Origin of the sequence: Nonomuraea rosea, assembly GCF_039539705.1 — a bacterium.
GTDB classification, from domain to species: domain Bacteria; phylum Actinomycetota; class Actinomycetes; order Streptosporangiales; family Streptosporangiaceae; genus Nonomuraea; species Nonomuraea rosea.
Map to the genome: position 1 here is coordinate 136,064 of NZ_BAABDQ010000025.1, position 20,322 is coordinate 156,385.

General features: G+C 70.7%; 19 protein-coding genes. 6 read left to right on the plus strand and 13 right to left on the minus strand.

What is annotated here, in order from left to right; genetic code table 11:
* Positions 1-2: 2 nt before the first annotated feature.
* Together ABEA43_RS42475 and ABEA43_RS42480 are read right to left on the minus strand one after the other, a co-directional pair.
* The gene (locus tag ABEA43_RS42475; protein ID WP_345571256.1) at positions 3-1,583 is read right to left on the minus strand and encodes an ABC transporter substrate-binding protein; all 1,581 of its coding nucleotides are present in this window, start codon (positions 1,581-1,583) and stop codon (positions 3-5) included.
* A 23-nt stretch (positions 1,584-1,606) separates the two neighbouring features.
* Positions 1,607-1,777 (minus strand): hypothetical protein, encoded by a 171-nt coding sequence (locus tag ABEA43_RS42480; protein WP_345571258.1) that lies wholly within the window; start codon positions 1,775-1,777, stop codon positions 1,607-1,609.
* Here ABEA43_RS42480 and ABEA43_RS42485 point away from each other — a divergent pair, their 5' ends adjacent.
* The gene (locus ABEA43_RS42485; protein WP_345571260.1) at positions 1,778-2,329 is read left to right on the plus strand and encodes an Lrp/AsnC family transcriptional regulator; all 552 of its coding nucleotides are present in this window, start codon (positions 1,778-1,780) and stop codon (positions 2,327-2,329) included.
* 3 nt (positions 2,330-2,332) lie between these two features.
* Here the strand turns inward: ABEA43_RS42485 and ABEA43_RS42490 are convergent, their stop codons facing one another.
* Positions 2,333-2,668 (minus strand): avidin-fold protein, encoded by a 336-nt coding sequence (locus ABEA43_RS42490; protein ID WP_345571262.1) that lies wholly within the window; start codon positions 2,666-2,668, stop codon positions 2,333-2,335.
* A 123-nt stretch (positions 2,669-2,791) separates the two neighbouring features.
* The gene (locus tag ABEA43_RS42495) at positions 2,792-5,572 is read right to left on the minus strand and encodes a helix-turn-helix transcriptional regulator (protein ID WP_345571263.1); all 2,781 of its coding nucleotides are present in this window, start codon (positions 5,570-5,572) and stop codon (positions 2,792-2,794) included.
* A 173-nt stretch (positions 5,573-5,745) separates the two neighbouring features.
* Here ABEA43_RS42495 and ABEA43_RS42500 point away from each other — a divergent pair, with 173 nt between their 5' ends.
* The 3 genes from ABEA43_RS42500 to ABEA43_RS42510 all read left to right on the plus strand — a co-directional run bounded on the left by ABEA43_RS42500 (position 5,746) and on the right by ABEA43_RS42510 (position 7,626).
* The gene (locus ABEA43_RS42500; protein WP_345571265.1) at positions 5,746-5,904 is read left to right on the plus strand and encodes a hypothetical protein; all 159 of its coding nucleotides are present in this window, start codon (positions 5,746-5,748) and stop codon (positions 5,902-5,904) included.
* A 382-nt stretch (positions 5,905-6,286) separates the two neighbouring features.
* Positions 6,287-7,054, plus strand: coding sequence for a bestrophin-like domain (locus ABEA43_RS42505; RefSeq protein WP_345571267.1), 768 nt, complete (start codon positions 6,287-6,289; stop codon positions 7,052-7,054).
* A 2-nt stretch (positions 7,055-7,056) separates the two neighbouring features.
* Positions 7,057-7,626, plus strand: coding sequence for a hypothetical protein (locus ABEA43_RS42510; RefSeq protein ID WP_345571269.1), 570 nt, complete (start codon positions 7,057-7,059; stop codon positions 7,624-7,626).
* On the opposite strand, the gene ABEA43_RS42515 is transcribed toward ABEA43_RS42510, so the two are convergent.
* From ABEA43_RS42515 to ABEA43_RS42540, 6 genes are all read right to left on the minus strand, one after another.
* The gene (locus ABEA43_RS42515; protein WP_345571271.1) at positions 7,627-9,372 is read right to left on the minus strand and encodes a CotH kinase family protein; all 1,746 of its coding nucleotides are present in this window, start codon (positions 9,370-9,372) and stop codon (positions 7,627-7,629) included.
* A 6-nt stretch (positions 9,373-9,378) separates the two neighbouring features.
* Positions 9,379-10,056, minus strand: a complete 678-nt coding sequence (locus ABEA43_RS42520; protein WP_345571273.1) for a DUF4956 domain-containing protein — start codon at positions 10,054-10,056, stop codon at positions 9,379-9,381.
* Between the two features lie 7 nt (positions 10,057-10,063).
* Positions 10,064-10,999, minus strand: coding sequence for a polyphosphate polymerase domain-containing protein (locus ABEA43_RS42525; RefSeq protein ID WP_345571275.1), 936 nt, complete (start codon positions 10,997-10,999; stop codon positions 10,064-10,066).
* Positions 11,000-11,088: 89 nt separating this feature from the next.
* Positions 11,089-12,585 carry a sensor histidine kinase gene (locus tag ABEA43_RS42530; RefSeq protein ID WP_345571277.1) on the minus strand — a complete coding sequence of 499 codons (1,497 nt, stop codon included), beginning with the start codon at positions 12,583-12,585 and terminating at the stop codon, positions 11,089-11,091.
* Positions 12,586-12,623: 38 nt separating this feature from the next.
* Positions 12,624-13,331, minus strand: coding sequence for a response regulator transcription factor (locus ABEA43_RS42535; RefSeq protein WP_345571279.1), 708 nt, complete (start codon positions 13,329-13,331; stop codon positions 12,624-12,626).
* 124 nt (positions 13,332-13,455) lie between these two features.
* Complete coding sequence (locus tag ABEA43_RS42540; protein ID WP_345571281.1) at positions 13,456-13,758, minus strand: hypothetical protein; 303 nt, start codon at positions 13,756-13,758, stop codon at positions 13,456-13,458.
* A gap of 342 nt (positions 13,759-14,100) precedes the next feature.
* On the opposite strand from ABEA43_RS42540, the gene ABEA43_RS42545 reads away from it, so the two are divergent.
* Positions 14,101-16,008 carry a S8 family peptidase gene (locus ABEA43_RS42545; RefSeq protein ID WP_345571283.1) on the plus strand — a complete coding sequence of 636 codons (1,908 nt, stop codon included), beginning with the start codon at positions 14,101-14,103 and terminating at the stop codon, positions 16,006-16,008.
* 71 nt (positions 16,009-16,079) lie between these two features.
* Positions 16,080-16,853, plus strand: a complete 774-nt coding sequence (locus tag ABEA43_RS42550) for a phosphotransferase enzyme family protein (RefSeq protein ID WP_345571285.1) — start codon at positions 16,080-16,082, stop codon at positions 16,851-16,853.
* 135 nt (positions 16,854-16,988) lie between these two features.
* Here the strand turns inward: ABEA43_RS42550 and ABEA43_RS42555 are convergent, their stop codons facing one another.
* Genes ABEA43_RS42555 through ABEA43_RS42565 form a run of 3 tightly spaced genes read right to left on the minus strand, consistent with a single transcriptional unit; the run spans position 16,989 to position 20,090 of the window.
* Positions 16,989-17,879, minus strand: coding sequence for a carbohydrate ABC transporter permease (locus tag ABEA43_RS42555; protein ID WP_345571286.1), 891 nt, complete (start codon positions 17,877-17,879; stop codon positions 16,989-16,991).
* A gap of 1 nt (position 17,880) precedes the next feature.
* Entirely contained in the window at positions 17,881-18,792 is a 912-nt protein-coding gene (locus ABEA43_RS42560) for a carbohydrate ABC transporter permease (protein WP_425570470.1), read from the minus strand.
* Positions 18,789-20,090, minus strand: a complete 1,302-nt coding sequence (locus ABEA43_RS42565; protein WP_345571287.1) for an extracellular solute-binding protein — start codon at positions 20,088-20,090, stop codon at positions 18,789-18,791. Before ABEA43_RS42565 ends, ABEA43_RS42560 begins: the two co-directional genes overlap by 4 nt.
* Positions 20,091-20,322: the final 232 nt, after the last annotated feature.

A 20,322-nucleotide genomic window follows, 5' to 3' on the forward strand; every position in this document is an offset into this window, starting at 1 on the left:
CCTTACTTGACGCCGAGGTCGGCGACGTCCACCGTCCACACCGGGTGGTACTCCAGCCCGGTCACCGACGCGGCCGTCACGATGTTCTGGCTCGGCTGGATGAGCGGGATGAACGGCCCGGCGGCGTTGAGCTTGGTCTGCACGTCGGCGTAGGCGGTCTTGCGCGCGTCGTCGCCGATGGCCACGGCCGCCTTCGCGCCCGCGTCCTCGATGTCCTTGGCCGCGCCCTCCTTCCAGCCGGCCCGCAGCCCGACCGTCTTGCCGGGCAGGAAGGCCAGGTAGTCGCTCGGGTCCGGGTAGTCAGGACCCCAGTACCACAGGCCCATCTCCTCCTTGCCGTTGCGGTAGTTGTCCAGCGCGGTGGTGACGGGCGCCGGCTGGAGGTCCACCGTGATGCCGACCTCCTTGAGGTTGGCCTGGACGCGCTCGGCCAGCGGCTGGAACGACAGGCCGTTCACGGTCAGCTCGCTCGGGTACTCCAGCTTGACCGTCGGGTTCGACAGCCCGCTGGCCGCCAGCGCCGCCTTGGCGCCCTCGACGTCCCGCTTGGCCCCCTGCTCGGGGGGCAGCGCGCCGAGGAGCTGCGACGGGATGACGCCGGGCGCCTGCGTCGAGCCCTCGCCGGCCAGCTCCAGCAGGCCCGCGTAGTCCACGCCCTTGCGCACGGCCTCCACGAACTTGGCGTTGGGCGTCGTCTTGCTCACCGCGGAGTCCTGGTTGGCCAGCAGGAAGATGACGTTCGCCGAGGCGGTCTTCTTGACCGTCAGGTTCGCGGGCATGCCGGTGACCTGGTCGCCGGACAGGTTCAGGGCCACCTGGCTGTCGCCGCGCTGGACGTTCAGCTTCTGGGTGGCGGCCTCGACGTTGCGGACGACGACCTTGTCGTAGGCGGGCTTGGTCCCGTAGTACTTGGGGTTCGCCTTGAGCGTGACCTGGCTGCTCACGTTGAACGACTCGATCGTGTACGGGCCCGAGCCGGCGGAGGCCGAGTTCAGGTACTGCTCGGCCTTGTCCTGGGCGTCCGCGGTCGCGCCGTGCTCCTTGGCGACCTTGCTGTTGATGATGCCCAGCGCCGGGTTCGGCAGGATGTACGGCAGCGCCGGGTTGGCCGCCTTCGACGTCATCGTGATCGTCGAGTCGTCCTTCTTGGCCACCTCCACGCCGTCCAGCAGGAACGACGGCGTGCCCTTCATGTCACGCACGCGGTTCAGCGAGAACACCACGTCGTCCGCGGTCACCGGGGAGCCGTCGGCGAACGTGGCGCCCTGCTTCAGCTTGAGCGTCAGCGTCTTGCCGTCCTCGGCCAGCTCGTACGACTCCGCCAGCGCGGGCACCGGCTTGGTCACGTCGGCCCCGTCGAACGTGAGCAGCGTCTCGTAGAGCGCCTTGCCGATGAAGAGGCCCGTCGGCTCGTACGTGCGTCCGGGGTCGGCCGTCTTGAGGTCGAAGGACGTGTCGATGACGAGGGTCTTGCCCCCGCCCGCCGAGGCGGCCGGAGCCTGTGAGGTGCCGCCGCTTCCGCAGGCGGCGAGGGCGAGTGCACCGGCGAGCAGTACAGCCGCCGTCTGCGAGCGGGTCGCCATGTGGGTCCTCCAAAATTGGACGTTCAGCAGAAGGATGCCGAGGATTGTCCGGCAGAACGTCCAGGCGCCGTGCGGTCCGTGAGACGTATATAAAGGTCAGTGAGGTAATGATGAGTGAAATTTCCAGAAATAATGTCAGCGGTGGCGGTCAGCCTGGACGGATCGGTATCGGTCTTGAGCTGGACGACATCCATTTGAAGATCCTCGAGGTCCTGCGCGAGAACGGCAGGATCTCGGTGGCCGCACTGGCCGAGCGGGTGGGCATCTCCCGGGCGAACGCCTACACCCGCTTCGAGGCGCTGCGCGCCGACGGCGCGATCAAGCGGTTCACGGCCGAGATCGACCACGTGCGCACCGGGCTCGGCATCACCGCGCTGATCTTCGTGACCGTGCGGCAGCAGATGTGGAAGCAGTTCAGGGCGGAGCTGGCCAGGATGCCGGAGGTGGAGTACTGCGCGATCACCACCGGCCAGCACGACGCGATGATCCAGGTACGCGTGTCCGACGTGGCGGCGGTGCACACCATGGTGACCGATCGGCTGGCCAACATCCCGGCGGTCAAGGCGACCGAGACCGTGTTCATCCTGGACGAGGTGCTCAGGCGCCCGTATGTGCTGCCGAGCGACCGCGATCAGGCCCGCCACGCGCGGCGGCCCGCGCAGGAGACGCAGGGCGACGTGCCGCTCGGCAAGATGCGCTTCGTCGGCGCGGCCGAGGGCAGGGCCGCCCTGCGCAAGGACGGCTGATGCTCAGCGGATCTCGGTGCACACGCTCACGTGCACCGTGTCGTCCCCGTCGAAGCTGAACTCCTCCACCAGGCGCAGCAGCCCGTCGTCCTGGGCCTCGATGCGGCTGCTGCTCTGCCCGCCCGCCTTGCCGCCGGCCTTCAGCGCGTGCGCGTAGGTGATCGACACCTGGTCGCCGTCCCGCGTGCCGACGAAGCGCCCGTGGGTCACGGTGTCGCCGGTGTAGTCGCCCCACACCACCTCGTCCGCCTCCCAGTACTGGAAGGCGGTGGGACTGTCCTGGTTCACCGCGCTCGCGGTCGAGCTCACCATCACGAATTTGCGGCCGTTGAGATTCACGCCCCCCATGGTCCCCAAGATTTCCGAAATATCAGCATGCGGTTGGACATATGGTGAGGGGCGGCTGTCAATGATCGGCAATCCGTCCAGCGGAGGGCCGCCCGGCGGCCCCGGCGCGACGGCTCAGTCCATCGGCGCCCGGATCTTGGTGGTGAGCGCCACCCGCGAGCTCACGCCGAGCTTGGCATAGGCGTTGCCCAGGTGGTACTCGATGGTCTTCACGCTCAGCACCAGCTCCCTGGCCACCTGCCGGTTCGTCATCCCGGTCGCCACGAGCCGCGCCACCGCCTGCTCCTGCGGCGTCAGCCGCAGCAGCGGCGAGGCCCCGGACTCCGCCCGCGGCAGCCCGCACGCGCTCAGCTCCCGCTCGCACCGATCCGTGTACGGGACCGCGCCCAGCCGCGTGAACAGCCCGAGCCCCAGCTCCAGCTGCGACTGCGCCTGCCTGCGCCGCCCCAGCCTGCGCAGGAACCGTCCGTACGCCAGCCGCAGCCGCGCCTCGTCGAACGGCAGCCCGGCCAGGCCCGAGTGCGCCAGCGCGGTGGTGAACGCGGCGTCGGCCGGCTCGACCTCGTGACGCGCCGCGTGCAGGGCGCCCCGGCAGCGGGCCGCCGTGGCCAGCGCCGACCTCCTGCCCCGCTGCCCGGCCAGCCGCTCGACCTCCACCAGGCGATCTTCCGCCCGGTCCAGCTCGCCCAGCCCGATCAAGGCGTCGACGAGCAGGTCCAGCCACTGCACGACGCCGGGCTCGTACACGATGTCGTGCAGCTTGACCGCCAGCAGCGGCTCCAGCGCCTCGACCGTACGGGCGTGGTCGCCCCTGGCGGCGGCCAGGTGCGCGGCGGCGCTGCACGCGTGCGCCAGCGAGGCCACCGCGCCGTCGCCGGCCCCGTTACCCGCGCCCGCGCCGCCGTTGGCCACGGCCGCCCGCACGTGCGCCTCGGCCAGCGGCCAGTCGCCGCGGGCGGCCGGCACCAGCGCGGCCAGCGCGTGGCAGACGGGGGAGAGCCAGCGCTGGTCGGCGTCGTCGGCCACCGACGCGGCCGTCTCGGTGTGCAGCGCGGCGTCCTCCCAGCGGCCCGCCCGGTACTCGATCTGCCCCAGCATCGCCATGGCCAGCATGCGGAAGGGCACCGACCGCTCGCCGCAGGCGGCGACCGTGCCCGAGAGGTCGGCCAGCCCGCCCGGCAGGTCGTCGCTGTACATGCGCAGCAGCCCGCGCCCGAGCAGCGCGTCCAGCTCGGCGATCGACGCGGTCGCGGGCGAGGGCAGGTTCGCGGTCGCGGCCAGCGCCGCCTCGATCTCGCCCGAGATGCCGAGCCCGTTGAGCTGGGTGTAGCGGTTGTAGTCGATGCTGAAGCGGTAGCCGGGCGAGCTCCTGGCCCGGTCCGCCCACCGGGCCGCCTGCCGGCCCTCGCCCCTGACCAGGTACAGCATGGCGAGCTGCTGCGCCGCCCGCGCCGCCAGCCCCGACTCCGGCGGGCCCGCGCGGTCCCAGGCGGTGGAGAGCTGCGCCCGCGCCTCCTCCACCTGCCCGCGCACCATGGCCAGGTGGCCGAGCGCGTAGCCGCGCACCGCCGGATGCGCCCGCTCGGGCAGCGCCGCGGTCAGCGCGGCCGCCTCCTCCACCCGCCCGTCCAGCAGCAGCGCCTCCACGGCCTCCGCCGCGAGCGGCGCGGGATCGCCCGACAGCTCCGCCGCCGCCTTCAGATGCTCGGCCGCGCTGCCGAACGAGCCCAGCCGCACCTGCGCCCGGCCCAGCTCCGCCAGCTCGGCGGCCAGCTCGGGGCTCGGGCCCGCGACCGCTCCGATGCGGTGCCGCAGCCGCGCCTGCTCGCTCTCCGCCACCAGCGCCGCGCGCGCGTGCAGCGCCGAGCGGTGCGCGGGGCCGAGGTCGCGATAGACGGCCGTCCGGATCAGCGGGTGCGCGAACGCCGCCACGGGACCGCGCGACGAGGATCGCTCCAGCAGCACCCCCTCGCTCACCGCCTGCTCCAGGGCCTGCAGCGGAGCGTCCACGCCGGCCACCCGCGCGGCCAGGTGCAGCGGGCACGACAGGCCCAGCACGCTCACCGCGCTGACCAGCTCGCGCACCGCAGGCGCGCACCTCGCCACCTTGGCCAGCACCAGCATCGCGTACGAGCGCGGCGCCGGCAGCGGCTGCGCCAGGTCGTCCAGCGCGTTCAGCGGCACCTCCTCCAGCAGCGCCCGCAGGTGCAGCGGCACGCCCTCGGTGTGGGCGACCAGCCGCGCCGCCGCCCGCTGCGACACCGCGCCGCCGCCCAGGCCGCTGACCATGGCCTCCACGTCGGGGGCCCGCAGGCCCGACAGCCGCAGCCGGCGCGTGGAGTCGGCGGCGATCAGCCGCAGCAGCCCCTCGGGGCCCGGCAGCAGGGCGGCGTCGCGCAGCATGAGGATCGTCAGCACCCGGTCCACGCGCAGCCTGCGCAGGCAGAACGTCAGCGCGCGCAACGTCGGGGCGTCCGCCCAGTGCACGTCGTCCACGATCAGGCAGAGCGGCTCGGTGAGCTGCCGCTCGCTCAGCACGTCCAGCAGCGCCGCCCCGGCGGCCAGCGGATCCGGCAGGCCGTCCGGCCCGTCCGCCCCCGCCGGTGCGGGCGCGCCGAGGGCGGCGAGCTGCGGCGGCAGCCCGGCGGGGCCGCCGAACAACCTGATCAGCGTCCCGTACGCGAGCAGCGTCTCACCCTCGTCGCCGTCGGTGAACAGCACGTTGGGCGTCCCGCACGTCCCCAGGAACCGGTGGACCAGGGTCGTCTTGCCCATCCCCGCGGCCCCCTCGACCACCACCAGCCTGGGCAGCCCGGCACGCGTACGCCTGAACTCCTCGCCGAGGCATTCGAGCTCATGGTCTCGCCCGACGAACATCGCGCCATGCTCAGCCATCCGGCCTCACCACCCTGGGTCTCTTACGCTTTCGCGGCGCGGCGGACGGCTCAAGTAAGACTTGCGTGTCCCTTTGTCCAGTGTCCGGATGAAATCCAGGGGTTATCCCCAGGTGCCGCCCTAAGGCGCGGGGCCGCCCGGCTCCTTACGCTCACGGTGAGCCGGGAGGGTCGATGCGCTTCGTTGTGGATCTGGAGTACAGAGCGGAAGGGGTGCGGGGGCAGGTCACGCGGGAGGACTGCGACCGGCCGGTGCCCTTCCACGGCTGGCTGGACCTGCTGCGTGTGCTCGAAGGCCCGTACTCCAGGGGAAATCCCTGGGACATTCCCTGACGCGCCGCTCCGCCGCAGGCCGGATCATGGAAGACGTCCCCCCTGTGGGTGGGGCGCGCGCGAAGACCTCCTGGCCGTTCGCGGAGGGACGGCCAAGGTCTTCGCTGCGCAGGTGGACGTGCCCCGGACGTCGTGGCGCAACTGCCACGGGAGCGCGCCGGCCCTCGCCATGCCGGTGCCGGGTCCGGCGGTCACACCGGGGCGGCCACACTGGTAGCCGGGGCCGCCCCGGATCCCCTGCCCCCGGTCCTGTTCGGGGCCCTTTGGGGTGTGTCTCCGGCTCCGCCTTGCCCTGGACTTTACCTTTCCGCGCCTGACGCCATCAATGCGCTGTGTGATAGTAATGTGACACTGCGTATTCGGAGACGTTCGGGAGATCTTCATGGTGGCGTACGCGCTCTCGATCTTGGCGGCGGTGGGCGCGGTGGCGCTCACCGCGCTGGTGTTCAGGAGGGTCAAGCGGGCAGGCGAGGACCGCGATCCCAACGGGCCGTCGGCCGCGCACGCGGGGGCGATGCTGTCGGCCATGTTCCTGCTGGTGTTCGCGATCGCGATCATCGTGCCGTGGACGACGGCCGACGCCGCGCGACTCAACACCCACGCCGAGAGCCAGTCCGCGGTCGACGCCTACTGGGCGGCCGAGGCCCTGCCCGGCACGGCGGGCCAGGAGGTGCGCACCGCCCTGCGCGAGTACGTCGCCTTCGTGATCAGGGACGAGTGGCCGCTGATGGCCGACGGCAAGATGGACCCGGTCGGCGCGGCCAGGATGGACGAGCTGCGCGGCCGCGTCACCGCGCTGCCGGTTAGCGGCGACGACGAGGAAGACGCCAAGAGCACCGTCATCGAGCACATCAGGGCCATCTCCACCGCCCGCGCCCAGCGCACCGCCGACGCCTCCTCGACGCCACCCCAAGGGCTGCTGTTCCTGACGGTCTTCACCGGCATGCTGGTGATCGTCTTCCCGTTCCTGGCCGGAGCGAGACCGCGCGGGCTCGCCATGCTGCCGCTGGTGGCGATGGCGGGGCTGGTCGGGTTCGGCGTCTTCCTGACGTGGGACATCCAGCACGCCTTCTCGGGGCCGCTGGCGGTCGGGCCCGACGCGTTCCGCGGGGCGCTGCAGGAGTTCACGCGGATCGCCGGGGGAATGTGATCGTGGCCGTCAGGCGCGCGCCCCTGCTGCTCGCCGCCGCCTTGTTCGCGGTGTGCGCGAGCGTTCCCGCGTCGGCCGACCGGGAGCCACGGCGGCCGGACCCGGTGCCCGCGGTGACCGTACGCCCGCCCGCGCCCCCCAAGGGGGTCACCGTGGGGCCCAGGGTGTCGGTGCCCAAGGTCCGGACGTGGCGGTCACCGGTGCCCAGGGTGTCGATCTCGGTGCCGCCCGCCCGGCGGCGGGCGAAACCCAAGGTCACCTTGCCGCACGTGACGGTCTACCAGGACGCGGTGTGCACGGGCCGGGTCGTGGTGGGGGAGTGCCCGCGGAAGCAGCCCCGCGAGGCGCCCAGGCCCGCGCCCCGCGCGACGCCGATGCGCCTCCAGCCCGCTCCCGCCGTCGTCCCCGTCCCCCTTCCCTCTCCCGACCCGACGCCCACCGCGCGGTCGCACGTCAAGCGGTTCGCGTCGCCCGGCCGCCGCAAGAACCCGATGACCAGCGTCCTGCTCACCGTCGTCCTCGTGACGGCCATCACCTCGACGACGGCCGTGGCGTTCCGCTCGCGCCGCTGATCAGCTCACGGACTTGAGCGCTTTGGTGCGGGTCTCCAGCGTGGTGCGCAGGGTGGCGGCCTCCTGCGCGGCCTTGGCGGTGTCGGCGCGCTCGTTGCGTCCGTACGCCGCCAGTGCCTGGTCCAGCAGGCCGGTGGCGGTGCCGTCGGCCAGCAGGGTGCGGTAGAGGGCGGCGTACTCGCGGTCGTAGAGCTTCTTGAGCGTGGCGTCCTTGAGGAACTTGTCCTTCAGCGCGTGGCCCATCTGCATCCCGCCCGGCCGCCCGCCCTGTCCGCCCTGCCTGGCCTGACCTCCGGGATCGGCCTGGCCGGTCCGGGCCTGTCCGGTTTGGGCCGGCACGGGCTGGGCCTGGCCGGTTTGGGCCGGCACCGGCTGGGCCTCTCCGGTCTGGGTCGGCACCGGCTGAGCCGGGGCGGTCTGGCGGGCCTGGCCGGCTCGGTTGCCGAAGCCCATGCCGATGGCGTCGCCGGGGCCCGCCGTGGCGTCTCCGCTGAGCGCGAAGTTGAGATCCCAGCTGATCACCTTGAACTTCTTCGTGCCCAGGTCGTACCACAGGTAGTAGTTGCGGCCCGGGCCCGACATGTCGTCGAAGTTGATCAGCAGGTTCTGCAGGACCAGGTAGCGGGCGAACGACTCCACGTCCAGCCGCTCGGCGAGCCCCGTGGCGAAGTCCGCCGCGGGAGCCTGTTCGACCCACTTGATCAGGTCGATGACGGGCTGCAGGTCACGCTGGCCGACCAGGTTGACCTGCTTGAAGTCGTCGGTGTACTCGGTCTGGTCCTCGCCCTGGTAGGCGAACTGGCTGGAGGCCAGCGACTTGTAGAGCACGCCGTCGCCCAGGCTCTCCGCGTAGCCCTCGTCCAGGTACTCGACCACGAGCCTGGGCTTGGCGCCGCGGCCGTTGACGGTGAAGGAGGTGTAGGCGGAGCGCTGGGTGGGCTCGCCCGCCGCGCCGACCATCGCGATGGCCACCGCCTCGTTGAGCAGGGTCGAGGACTGCATGGCGGCGGGGCGTACCGCGAGCTGGGTGTGGCCCTGGTAGCGGCGGCCCGCCACGAACTCGTCGAAGCTGATCAGCCACGGCAGGTTCTCGGGCTCCTCGGCCTTCAACGTCCCGCCCGGCCCGCCGCCGAACCCACCCTGCCGCACCTGCCCGCCACCGGGCTGCTGCCCGCCTCCGGGCTGCTGCGTGCCGCCAGGTTGCTGGCCGCCTCCGGGCTGCTGTCCGTTGCCGGGCGGTTGCGTGTTCCCTGACGGCTGTTCGTTGCCGGGTGGCTGGAAGCCTTCGGGCGGCTGGAAGCCCTCCGCGGGCCGGCCACCACCGCCGGTGGGCACGGAACGCTGGCGGGCCTGTCCCTTCCAGGTCAGCCCCATCAGCGTGGAGTTGCCCTTCAGCCGGATGCCCACACTCGGGATCCTGGTGCCGTCGATGGTCAGGTCCGCCTCGACGTACTTCTTGTCCCCGTCCTTGAAGAACTCGGTCAGCATGTCCTGGTAGCCCTCGTCCCTGAAGGTGAGCTCCACCTGGTGCGGCGTCGCGCCGTCGAACAGCTCCTTGGACCCGTTGACGTTCTGGACCGCGACACGCGACTCGGCGGTCTGGGCGGTGGTGACGTATGGGCGGATGGTGCCGCTGCCGAACACGCCCCAGCAGGCGGTCAGGAACGCCGCGCACAGCGCCACGAGCTTCCAGTTGTGCCGCAGCTTGACCGGGATGCGGTGTTTGAGGTGTCTGGGAGTCGCCATGCCCGCCTACAGGTCGGTCTGGTCGTATCCGGTCAGCACGGTGACCGACTGGCCGTGGTTGCGCTCGCGCAGCCCGGCGATGACGTCCGCGGGCTCGCTGCCCTTCTTGATCTTGACGGTGTACATCAGCTCCATGAGCGCGCCGGCCCTGATCGACTCCATGCTGACCAGCTCGAACTCGTCGGTGTGCCGGACCAGCACGTCCTGGATCGCATTCGTGTAGTCGTCGTCCGACGGCACCTGCACCTTGACGACCTGCCTGCGCACGTTGAGCTGGAACCAGTTGAACCTGCTCATGATCATGATGATCAGCGAGATCGCCACGGCGGCGACCACCGCCAGCAGGTAGAAGCGGGTGCCGACGGCCATGCCGACGCCCATCACCAGGAAGATGAACCCGACGTCCCTGGTCTCCTTGATCGCGTTACGGAACCGCACCACCGACAGGGCGCCGACGAGGGCGAAGGCGCGGGCGATGTTCGAGCCGACGACGAGCATGATCAGTGAGATGAGCATGCCCAGGATGACCAGCGTCTGGACGTAGGACTGGCTGTAGGACACGTTGCGGTGCGTCGCCCGGTACACCCAGCCGATCATGGCGCTGAGCACGAACGACAGCGACATCGCGATCGCGATGTCGGCCACGCTGAACGTGCCGGACAGGTCCTGGAATGAGAAGTCCATGGGGGGTTCAGGCCTCCGTGTAGGCGATCGACCGGCCGGAATCCGGGCCGGCCCCGCGGTCGTGGTCGCGGTCTGGTTCGGTGTCGAGTTCGTGGTCGGGGATGTGGAAGATCGAGCGCGGCGTCAGCCCGTGGGCCTCCACGCTCTGGCAGTACTTGGAGACCCGCACCACCTGCAAATTCCGCTTGGCGGTCAGGTCGGTGAGCCAGTAGGGGACGCGGTCGTTGGCCTTGACCTCGACGATGGCCTTGCGGGCGGGCACGATCAGCCGGTTCTCGGCGTCCGCGCCGAGGTGGAAGTCCCGGTCGCGGCCGCGTACGCGCTGGTCGAAGGTGACGCGCAGGCCGACGTCGGCGTCCCTGCCGATGTAGGCGTGCCGGGTGTAGCCGGTCACGGCGGTGGCGCGCAGGTCCAGGCGGAGGATCAGGTCCAGCACCTCCTCCAGGAAGGCCCCCTGGCCGGGGTCGTGCTCGACGAGCTGCCGCCGTTCGCACAGGCGCAGGGCCTCCGCGTACGGCAGGCTCACCCGGCGCTTCTGGGTGACCCGGTTGACCCGCTGCTTGATCTCGACGAACACCGGCGTGGCGGCGTTCACGGCGAAGCGGTCGCCGTAGTGGCGCAGGCGCAGCTTCCTGCGGAACTTCAGGCCCTCGATCTTCTCCCAGTAGAACCGCAGGTGCCGGGTGTCGTAGTAGACGCTCCAGATGCCGTAGCCGTGCTCGCCGTTGTGGCTGTCCGCGTCGAGGCGCTGCGCGATCTCCTTCCTCAGCTCGGCCGCCTCGGTCACGTCGACGAGATATTTGATCTCGTACCGGTTGAAGGCGTGCAGCTTGCTCGGTGCGCGCAGCCGGTGCCCGGCCTCGCCGGTCACCTCGGCGGCCGTGGCCGCCCGGTCATCGTCGTGAGCTGCCGGGATGGCCTGCTTGCGGAATCTTCGCAGCATGTCGCTCCCTTCGTGTCAGCCCATATGGGACAGCAACAACCTGGGAATAATGTGTGAACGGCTCCGCACCGCACGATGAACCGGTGCTTTCAGCTGCTTTCCGGGCCGCGGACCGGGAGGACGACGCGGAAGGTCGTGCCGTGCCCGCCTGGGCTGCGCGCCTCGATCCGCCCGTCGTGCGCCTCCACCAGCGCCGCCGCGATAGCCAGGCCGAGACCGGTGCCGCCACTGTCGCGTGAGTGAGAGCGGGAGCGGGCGGTGTCCGCCCCGGAGGGATCGGCCCCGGAGAGATCGGCTCGGTAGAAGCGGTCGAACACGTGCGGCAGGTGCTCCGGCGCGATCCCCGGCCCGGCGTCGCGCACCTCCACCACCGCCATCCGCCCTTCCTCCTGCCCCTCGGCCGGCCCTTCCGTCCGCACCAGCACCCGTACGGACGTGCCCGGCGGAGTGTGGGCGACGGCGTTGCCGACCAGGTTGGTGACGACCTGGTGCAGCCGGTGCTCGTCTCCGGTCACCCGTACCGGCCCGTCGTCCAGCACCAGCTCGATCGTCCTGCCCGGGTCGCGGGCCCGCGCCCCGTGCACCACGTCACCCGCGATGACCTGCAGATCCACCTCGGTCAGATCCAGTGCGCGCTCCTGGTCCAGCCGCGCGAGCAGCAGCAGGTCGGCCACCAGCACCCCCATGCGCTCCGCCTCGCCCTCGATCCGGCTCAGGATGCGCGCCACCGCCGGGTCGGGCTCGCTCCGCCCGTGCCGGTAGAGCTCGGCGAACCCGCGAATCGACGTCAGCGGCGTGCGCAGCTCGTGCGAGGCGTCCGCGAGGAAGTGGCGCAGCCGCTGCTCGGAGCGTTCGCGCTGGTGCAGGGCCTCGCTGAGGCGGCCGAGCATGATGTTGAGCGCGCGGCCCAGCCGGCCCGTCTCGGTACGCGGATCGCTGTCGGACACCCGCCGGTCCAGCTCGCCCGCCGCGATGGCCGTGGCCGTGCGTTCCATTCTGGTCAGCGGGCGCAGGCCGAGCCGTACCACCACGAGCGCCACCACACCCAGCGCGGCCAGCACGAGCGTGCCCGCCGCCGCCTCGATGAGCAGGAGCTCGTGCACGGTGCTCCGGTTCGACTCCAGCGACATCGACACCGCCGCCCGGTTGCCGTCCGGCAGGCGCACCACGAGCGTGCGCCACTCGGCGGCGCCCGTCCTGGAGGGCACCGTGATGGGGCCGGCCGGCGGCGCGGCGATCACGCTCGCGGGGACGGCCGGGCCGTCGTCCGAGACGGGGAGGCGGCCGAGGAGCGAGCCCGACGGCGCGAACAGGGAGACGCGGAACTGGGTGGGCAGCTCCACCTCACCCCTGCGCGGCATCGGCGCGCCGGGCGGCGGCGGCCCCTTCCTGAACGTGGCGGCGAACTCGCTGAGCTGCGTGTCCACCCGCGACAGCAGTGACCGGTCGAGCAGCAGCACCCCCGCCGCCGCGAACACCGCCAGCGCCGCGGCCGACAGCCCGAGCAGCGCGGCCAGCAGCCGGTGGCGCAGCGGCAGGCTCCGGCCCATCGGCCGCATCAGCCCGTGGCGCAGACTCTGGCCCATAGGTCGCATCAGCAGCCGGTGGCGCAGGCTCCGGCCCATCAGCGCCGGTCCAGCAGGCTCTGGTCGCGCAGCGAGTAGCCGACGCCGCGCAACGTGTGGATCAGCGGCGGATCGTTCGCGTCGATCTTGCGGCGCAGGTAGCTGATGTAGGACTCCACGATCCGGCTGTCGGCGCCGAAACCGTGGTTCCAGACGCGGTCGAGGATCTGGGACTTGCTGACGACCCGTTCCGCGTTGATCATCAGGTAGCGCAGCAGGCCGAACTCCGTGGGCGACAGGTGGATGCGCCGCCCGGCCCGCCGCACGACGTGGGTCTCCTCGTCCAGCTCCAGGTCGGCGTAGCGGAGCAGGCCGTCGTCGCAGGACTCCGCGCGCGGCCCCGTACGGCGCAGGATCGCGCGGATCCGCAGCACCACCTCCTCCAGGCTGAACGGTTTCGTGACGTAGTCGTCGCCGCCCGCCGTCAGCCCCGCGATCCGGTCGGCCACCGTGTCCCGCGCGGTGAGGAACAGCACGGGCGGGCCGCCGCCGTCCGGCCGCAGCCGCTGCGCCACCGCGAACCCGTCGAGGTCGGGCAGCATCACGTCCAGCAGGATGAGGTCGGGACGGTCCCGGCCCACGAGGTCGAGCGCCTCCGCTCCCGAGGCGGCGGTGCGCACGCGGAAGCCGTTCAGCTCCAGGGCATCGAGCAGCAGCTCGCGGATGTTGGGTTCGTCGTCCACCACGAGCACCACGGGACCGTCCATGCACCCTGTTCTATCCGGTGGACCTGAGAGCCGGGTCACCGGTTGCTGGGCGTCAGCAGAGGTCGCAGGCGGCCGCTGCGGTCGTGGCCGCGCTGCCCACGGCCGCAGCCGGCGCTCTCGCGTGTCAGCAGGTGTCGGCGCCGTCGAAGGACCGGACGCCCCGCGCGACCTTGGACCAGATGGTCCCCCCGGGGCGGACGGTGTAGCAGTCGCCGTCCGTCCCGTGCGCCCACACGATCTTCAGACGGAGGGTGCCGCCGCAGTTGTTGCGCGCGTACCCGGTCTTGGTGATGGTGCCGGAGGTGTGCCAGACGCTGACGCACAGGGGTGCGTTGCCCGCTGGGACGGCGGCGTGAGCTGGGCTTGTCGTGGTGAGGGCACAGCAGGCGAGGGCGACGGCTGTGAGGATCTTGGCAGGCTGGCGCATGGGGGTTCCTTCTTCCGCGGGCAATTATCAACGATTAGTAATCGCATGACTGCGGAAAGTCAACACTCTTGGTGTCCGGTGGCCTCCGTCGCGACGGGTTCTACGCGCTGCGTTCGCGCGCCAGGTCGGCCGTGAAGCGGGCCTCCGCTGCTTTCGGATGCCCGAAATATGGATAACGATCCAACTTCATTCTCGTCAGCCATGGTGATCACTGGCTAATCTCGATCTTCACATTCAGGACTTCGGCGATGAAGTGGCTTGCAACTGGATCGTTCCATGGCTTAGCCGGTTCTGTCCGCCGACAGCGTCCCCCTCAGCCCGTCCAGCTCCCCCGGAGGACCAGTGAGACTACGGTCTCTACTGGCGAGCACGTCCGTGCTCGCCATCACCGCGACGGCCGCGTTGGCCGTCGCGTCACCAGCTCAGGCAGCCACCGATGACCCCGCCGTGGCCAAGAGCCTCGCAGCCGAGGTGCAGAAGGGCGAGAAGGTACGCGCGATCATCGAGATCCAGCGCGGCCAGAAGCCTGCGGAGGTGGCCAGGACCGTCGAAGCGGCCTCCGGCGCGACCAAGGTCATCAGCAAGGCCGACTCCGACGGGTTCCTCGTCGCCACCGTCGACAAGGCGACCCTCGCCGAGCTCAAGACCGACGACCGGGTGAAAGCGGTCTACGAGGACGAGGTAAGCAAGCCGACGCTCGATGTCAGCACCAAGCTGATCGGTTCGGACAAGGCCAACCAGGCGGGCTGGACCGGTAAGGGATCCACCATCGCGATCCTCGACACCGGCATCGACCGGGACCACCCGTTCCTCGCCGGGCGGATCGTGGGCGAGGCCTGCTTCTCCAGCTCCGACCCCGACCCGTACTACCAGGCCGTCCTGGTGTGCCCCAACGGCGAGCCGTCCCAGATCGGCGTGGGCGCGGCCGACGCCGAGACCGCGGCATGCGTCGTGAGCGGCGTGAACAAGTGCTACCACGGCACGCACGTCGCGGGCATCGCGGCCGGGAAGAAGGCCGGACCCGTGTCCTTCAACGGCGTCGCGCCGGAAGCGGGCATCCTGCCGATCCAGGTGTCCAGCAAGTTCGGTGGCCCCATCTGCGAAGATCAGGACACCACCGCGCCCTGCATCCTCAGCTTCACCTCCGACCAGATGCGCGCGCTGCGCCATGTCGAGGAGGTGCGCGCGGCGCTGAACGTCGTAGCGGTCAACATGAGCATCGGCGGCGGTCCGAGGTACCAGGTCCACTGTAACGGCGCTCCTCTTGAGACGGAGATCCTCAGCCTCAAGAGCTCCGGCGTGGCCACCGTCATCTCGTCGGGCAACAACGGGCACGAGAACGGCATCGTCCGCCCCGCCTGCATCGCCGCAGCGGTCGCCGTCGGCGCGACCGACGACAACGACGCTCCCGCCCCCTTCGGCAACCGCGGCCCCCTGATCGACCTGTTCGCGCCCGGCGTGGCCATCGACTCCTCCGTACCCGGCAACACCTTCAGGGTCCTGAACGGCACCTCCATGTCCGCACCTCACGTCGCGGGGGCCCTGGCGCTGGTCCGGCAGGCCTACCCGGCGCTGTCCGGCGACGAGCTCGTCGAGAAGCTGCGGGCCACCGGCAAGAGCATCACCTACCGCAGCGGCGACACCATGGTGACCACCAAGCGGATCGACCTCACTGCCGCACTCCCGCCCAGGCCGACCGCGTCTCCCACACCGGCGAGCACACCGGCGAGCACCCCGGCCGCCACCGCCGCCGCCACGCCGAAGCCGAGCCCGACCGCCGGCCCCACCAGCCGCGGCACGGTCTCGGACCCGATCACGGACACCGGCCCCCTACCGGTCCCGGACACATGTGAGCGAGGCAAGGGCGCCGAACCGCTGAACGCCAAGCGGTGGGCGACCGAGATGCGCCGCGGAAAGGGGACGCTGACCGACAGGACCCTCGTCTGCTACCTGTCGCTCGCGCAGAACGGCAGCAAGGTCTTCCCCGAGGTGACCGACGCCGGCTCCCTCGGCAAGGCCTACAAGGTTCTCGTCCCCAAGAGCAGGACCGCCAAGACTCTGCTCGACCGTGAGCTGCTGGCCGCCTGGCTCAACTACGCGCACGGCGTCCACGACGGCTCCACCAAGGTCCACGGCTCCACCACGTTGACGAAGGCCATCGGCAGCGCCGAGCGGTACCGCACCGCCAAGGGCACGTCCGCCCAGCTCAAGAAGGCGGCCGGCTACCTGTACAAGCACGTCAACAAGTAGGGGGCGCTGAATGCCGTGATACTTCGCGACGTGGCACACTGACCGGCGGAACGACGATCAAGGGGGCAAGGGTGGCCGCGGAAGAGGTGCTCGCCGGGGGCGGCGTCAACCACGTCGTGCGGGTCGGGGGGACCGTGCGCCGGCCCACAGGGCCGTGGACGCCGGCCGTGCACGCCCTGCTCGGCCACCTGGCGGCGCGCGGGTTCCGCGGCGCGCCGCGCAGCCACGGGATCGACGGCGAGGGCAGGGAGATCCTGGACTTCGTGCCCGGCGAGGTCGCCCACTACCCCGTGCCGGACGAGGTGCGCTCGGAGGAGTCCCTGGCCGCCGTGGGGCGGCTGCTGCGGGAGTATCACGACGCCACCGCCGGCTTCCCGGAATCTCCGGACCTCACCTGGTATTTCCCGCCGATGAGCCCGGCCGAGGTCATCTGCCACGGGGACGCGGCCACGTACAACTGCGTGTTCCGCGACGGGCTGCCGGTGGCGTTCATCGACTTCGACACCGCGCATCCGGGGCCGCGGATCTGGGACGTGGCCTACACCGCCTACCGGTTCGTGCCGCTCAGTGATCCGGGGCACGCGGACTCGTGCCCGGTGGCGGAGCAGGCGCGGTGGCTGCGGCTGTTCGCGGACGCGTACGAGCTGGGGGCCGCCGACCGCGGCGCGCTGGTCGAGACGGCGCTGGCCCGGCTGGAGCAGCTGATCAGTCACATGCACGAGCAGGCCGCCGCCGGCAGCGAGGCGTTCGCCCGCATCGTCGCGCGCGGCGACGACCAGCACTACCGCGTGGACATCGGCCACCTGACCCGCCATCGGGCCACGCTGCAGGCGGCGCTCGCCTGAGCGCGTCGGCGCGCTACGTCCGGCTCGACCTGACCCCAGCGGGCCACGGCCTGCGGATACTCCCTGTGGGAGTTCGGGGTTCACGGCTGAGGGACGCGGGCGGTTCCGTTCTGTGGCGGGACCGCCCGCGCCCGGCTACTTGCCGAAGCCGGCGGTCAGCCCGCTGAGGAGCTGGCGGCGGCCCACCACGTACAGGATGAGGATGGGCAGCGTGGTCAGCACGACCGAGGCGAGCACGGCCGGCACGTTCACGCTGTACTGGCCCTGGAAGCTCCACAGCGCGAGCGGCAGCGTGCGCTTGTCCGGGCTCTGCGTGAGGATCAGGGGCAGCAGGAAGTTGTTCCAGACCTGCAGCGAGTTGTAGACGAGCACCGTCACCACGGCGGGCCGGGTCAGCGGCAGCGCCAGCCGCCACAGGGTGCCCCACTCGGTGGCGCCGTCCAGCCGCATCGACTCGAACAGCTCCTTGGGCACGTCCCTGATGAAGTTCGACAGCACCAGCACCGACAGCGGGATGGCGAAGGCGATCGACGGCAGGACCATGCCCAGCAGGGAGTCGTACAGGTGCAGCCGGATGATGATCAGGTAGATCGGGATGACCGTCGCCTGCAGCGGGATGGCCAGGCCCATGAGGAACAACGAGTTCGTCCACCGCAGGAACCGGCCCCTGCCGCCGCGCACGATCGCGTAGGCCGCCATGAAGGAGACCGTGACCGCCGGCACCACCGCGCCGAGGGTGACGATGAGGCTGTTGAGGAAGTACAGGGCGAAGTCCGACTCGATGACCATCCGGTAGTTGGCCAGGGTCGGCTCGACCGGCGGGGCGAACGGGTTCGAGGCGTAGTAGCTGCTCTGCGCCTTGAAGCTGGTGATGACGATCCAGTAGATCGGCACCATCACGATCAGCAGCCAGATCCACCCGGCCGAGCCGCCCACCCAGTTGCGGTGGCGGGCGACCGTCCTCCCGCGGTGCCGGGGCGCATGCGGGGACGTCCGCCGCTGGTCCTTCGTCAGCGTGGCCGCCATGTCAGGCCCCTTCCAGCTGGCTCGCCGAGGCGTCGCGGCCGCCGAGCCTGCGCAGCACGAGCGCCAGCACCAGGCCCACGAGGACGAGGATGACCGCGATCGCGCTGGCCGGGCCCATGAGGTTGGCCTGGAAGCCGCGCTTGTACATGTCGAGTGCGAGCACCCGGGTGGCGTCGCCCGGGCCGCCCGCGGTGAGCACGAAGATCAGGTCGAAGAAGGTCAGCGAGCCGACGACCATGAGGGTGGACGACGTGATGATCGTGTACTTGAGCTGCGGCAGCGTGATGCTGAAGAACTTGCGGACGCGGCCCGCGCCGTCGATCTCCGCGGCCTCGTACATCGAGCGGGGGATCTGCCGTACGCCGCCCTGGTAGATCAGCGAGTGGAACGGGATGTACTGCCACGACACCACGAAGATGACCACGCCGAAGGCGAGGTACGGGTCGCCGAGCCAGTCCTGCACGAGCAGGTCGATCCCCAGCCCGGCGCCGAGCCCGAAGTTCGGGTCGAGCAGCGCCTTGTACGTGATCGCGATGGCCGCCGAGCTGAGCAGCAGCGGGATGAAGTACAGCACCGACAGCAGCGCGCGGTAGCGCTGGGCGCCGGCCAGGAACACGCCTAGCAGGATGCTCGCCGGCGTCTGCACCGCCCAGGACAGCGCCATGACCAGGAACGTCACCCACAGCGCGTGCGGCAGCCCGGGGTCGGCGAGGATGGCGCGCCAGCTCTCGAAGCCCGCGAAGTTGATGTCGCCGAGCCCGTCCCAGGAGGTGAGGCTCAGCACGAGGACGCCAACGAGCGGGACCACGCCGAATCCGACGAAGAACACCAGCGCGGGCACGGCCAGCCAGGCGAGGCCGCCGCGGCCGGTTCGCTTACCGGCCGTGGCGGCGCTGGTGGTGGCCACGCTCACTTGCCGATGACCGCGTTCATGTTCGCCGCGAACTCCTTCGGCGAGATCGACAGCTGGAACAACTTGGAGATGTTGTCCAGCAGCACCTCGGCGGCGGTCGGGCTGAGCGCCTGGTCCCACGACTGGGCGAAGCTCTTGGCGTTGACCGCGATGCCGTAGACGAACTTCAGGAAGTCGGCGTCCTTGGAGGCGGCGAACGCGCTGTCGGCGCCCTTGAGGATCGGCACCGCGCCGGTCTCGACCCACTCCTTCGCCGACGTCTCGCTGATCAGCTCGGTGGAGAAGAACTTCTTGGCGATCTCCTTCTGCTCCGGGGTCGCCTTGGAGGAGATCGAGAGGTACTGGCCGGGGTTGCCGACGGTGTTGCTCGCGTCGCCCTTGCCGCCGTCGATCGGCGGGAAGTTCATGTAGCCGAGGTTGCCGCCGGAGACGAAGTCGCCGCCGTCGGTGGACATGCTGCCGTACGTCCAGCCGCCGTGCAGCATCATCGCCGCCTTGCCGGTGTACAGCAGCGCCTGGTCGGCGTTGGAGTCGGCGGTGATCGAGGAGAAGCCCTTGATGAACCCGTTGGCCTTGATCAGCTCCTGCATCTTGCCCAGGGCGTCGATCGCGACCGGGTTGCTCCAGGCGTCCTTCTGCGCGTCGAACACGGCCTGGAACACCTCGGGGCCGCCCAGCCGGTCGAAGAGGAACTCCAGCCACATCATGTTCGTCCAGCGCGACTGCCCGCCGAGCGAGAACGGCGCGATGCCCTTGGCGTTGAACTTCGGCACCAGGTCCATGATGTCGCCCCAGGTCTGGGGCGGCTGTGCGCCGATCTTCTCGAAGGAGCGCTTGTCGTAGTACAGGACGATCGGCTGCATCGTCTCGCACGGCATCGCGTAGACCTTGCCGTCGATGGTCGCCGCGCCGAACGAGGAGGGGAACAGCCGGTCCTTGACCGCCGGGTTCTGGTCGAACCACGAGGTGAGGTCGTCGACCTGGCCCGCCTGCACGTAGCTGCGCAGCGTGCCGCCGCCCCAGCCCCAGATGAGCGTGGGGGCCTGGCCGGCCCCGATCGCCGTCTTGATCTTCGTCTTGAAAGCGTCGTTCTGGAAGGTCGTCCCCGTGATCTGCCCGTTCGGGTTGGCCTTGTTGAACCGCTCCATGGTCCTGGTGCGCACGCCCTCCTGCGGCTGCGTCGACAGGTACCAGTAAGTGGCGCCAGCGCCGCCGCCGCCACTGCTGGCGCCGGTGCCGGGCTTGGTAGGCCCGGAGCTGCCGCACGCGGCCAACGCCGCTCCCAAGGGCACGCCCATGGAGAGGCTGAGGAATGTGCGGCGAGAGGTGTTCCTTGACTCCACGCTGATCTCCGTACTCGAGTGCCGCTGGCTGGCCGCGGCGCGTTGATCATCGGATGCGGTGGCCGGCGGTCGTGGAAAGACGTCTCCCGACGCCACTAATCCACTCCTCCTTGAGTCAGCTCTCCGAAACATTTTCGACATGACCGCGGGGGTCGCCAATCTAGGTTTCTGGTATGGGCGTGTCAAG

What these genes read in the sequence shown, in the direction of transcription:
- ABEA43_RS42515 (WP_345571271.1), bottom strand. Translation starts at nt 9,372, where the DNA reads ATGGCGACTCCCAGACACCTCAAACACCGCATCCCGGTCAAGCTGCGG.
- ABEA43_RS42540 (WP_345571281.1), bottom strand. Translation starts at nt 13,758, where the DNA reads ATGCGCCAGCCTGCCAAGATCCTCACAGCCGTCGCCCTCGCCTGCTGT.
- ABEA43_RS42565 (WP_345571287.1), bottom strand. Translation starts at nt 20,090, where the DNA reads ATGGGCGTGCCCTTGGGAGCGGCGTTGGCCGCGTGCGGCAGCTCCGGG.
- ABEA43_RS42475 (WP_345571256.1), bottom strand. Translation starts at nt 1,583, where the DNA reads ATGGCGACCCGCTCGCAGACGGCGGCTGTACTGCTCGCCGGTGCACTC.
- ABEA43_RS42535 (WP_345571279.1), bottom strand. Translation starts at nt 13,331, where the DNA reads ATGGACGGTCCCGTGGTGCTCGTGGTGGACGACGAACCCAACATCCGC.
- ABEA43_RS42505 (WP_345571267.1), top strand. Translation starts at nt 6,287, where the DNA reads ATGGTGGCGTACGCGCTCTCGATCTTGGCGGCGGTGGGCGCGGTGGCG.
- ABEA43_RS42520 (WP_345571273.1), bottom strand. Translation starts at nt 10,056, where the DNA reads ATGGACTTCTCATTCCAGGACCTGTCCGGCACGTTCAGCGTGGCCGAC.
- ABEA43_RS42495 (WP_345571263.1), bottom strand. Translation starts at nt 5,572, where the DNA reads ATGGCTGAGCATGGCGCGATGTTCGTCGGGCGAGACCATGAGCTCGAA.
- ABEA43_RS42525 (WP_345571275.1), bottom strand. Translation starts at nt 10,999, where the DNA reads ATGCTGCGAAGATTCCGCAAGCAGGCCATCCCGGCAGCTCACGACGAT.
- ABEA43_RS42555 (WP_345571286.1), bottom strand. Translation starts at nt 17,879, where the DNA reads ATGGCGGCCACGCTGACGAAGGACCAGCGGCGGACGTCCCCGCATGCG.
- ABEA43_RS42530 (WP_345571277.1), bottom strand. Translation starts at nt 12,585, where the DNA reads ATGGGCCAGAGTCTGCGCCACGGGCTGATGCGGCCGATGGGCCGGAGC.
- ABEA43_RS42500 (WP_345571265.1), top strand. Translation starts at nt 5,746, where the DNA reads ATGCGCTTCGTTGTGGATCTGGAGTACAGAGCGGAAGGGGTGCGGGGG.
- ABEA43_RS42480 (WP_345571258.1), bottom strand. Translation starts at nt 1,777, where the DNA reads ATGGATGTCGTCCAGCTCAAGACCGATACCGATCCGTCCAGGCTGACC.